The following is a 716-nucleotide window of genomic DNA, read 5'->3' on the forward strand; positions in this document are numbered from 1 at the left end:
AGTTCAGACAAGCGTTGACCACCCGCAGCATCGACTACGTCGTCGCAGTCAAGGGTGCCACCAGCATCCACCCCGCCGATGCCGGGCCGCGCACACCCGCTCGCACCGGCAGAGCGGGACGACCGCCGACCCCGCGATACCCGGACCCGCCCACCTCGTGCACCGACCTCATCGTCGCTGCAGGCCGATCCGCAGCCGCCACCCTCACCTGGCGGCACGGCACGAGAACCAGCCCGGACAACCCCACCGCCGCAATGACTTCACAGTTCACCGCACTGCGGGTAAGGCCCGCCAACCGCCACATCGACCGCGAGGCCGATGGCACCCTCCCCGAATGCTGGCTGATCGCCGAATGGCCCTCCGCCGCAGCCACACCCACCGACTACTGGCTCTCCACTCTACCGCCCAGCACCCCGATCCCGGAGTTGGTGCGGCTGGCAAAAATCAGGTGGCGCATCGAACACGACTACCGAGAACTCAAAACCGGACTCGGACTCGACCACTTCGAAGGCCGCACCTGGATCGGCTGGCACCACCACGCCGCCCTCGTCACCGCCGCCCACCTGTTCATCACCACCCTGCGACTGACCCACCCAAAAGCACCTGGGCAGGCCTGACCCTCTACGGCATACTCCGCATTCTTCAACGCGCACTTGCCATCTGGATCGGAACCTGCCCGCACTGCCACCACAGATTCCCAACCTAACAAAGTACTA

At 65.8% G+C, this 716-nt stretch carries 1 protein-coding gene; it reads left to right on the top strand.

The genetic code is table 11. The annotated features are described in order from the left end of the window. Positions 1 to 617, top strand: a 617-nt coding sequence (locus A2J03_RS27820) for an IS701 family transposase (protein ID WP_156520627.1), incomplete at its 5' end; no start/stop codon positions are given. Positions 618 to 716: the final 99 nt, after the last annotated feature.

Origin of the sequence: Rhodococcus sp. EPR-157 (assembly GCF_001647195.1) — a bacterium.
Taxonomy (GTDB): Bacteria; Actinomycetota; Actinomycetes; order Mycobacteriales; family Mycobacteriaceae; genus Rhodococcoides.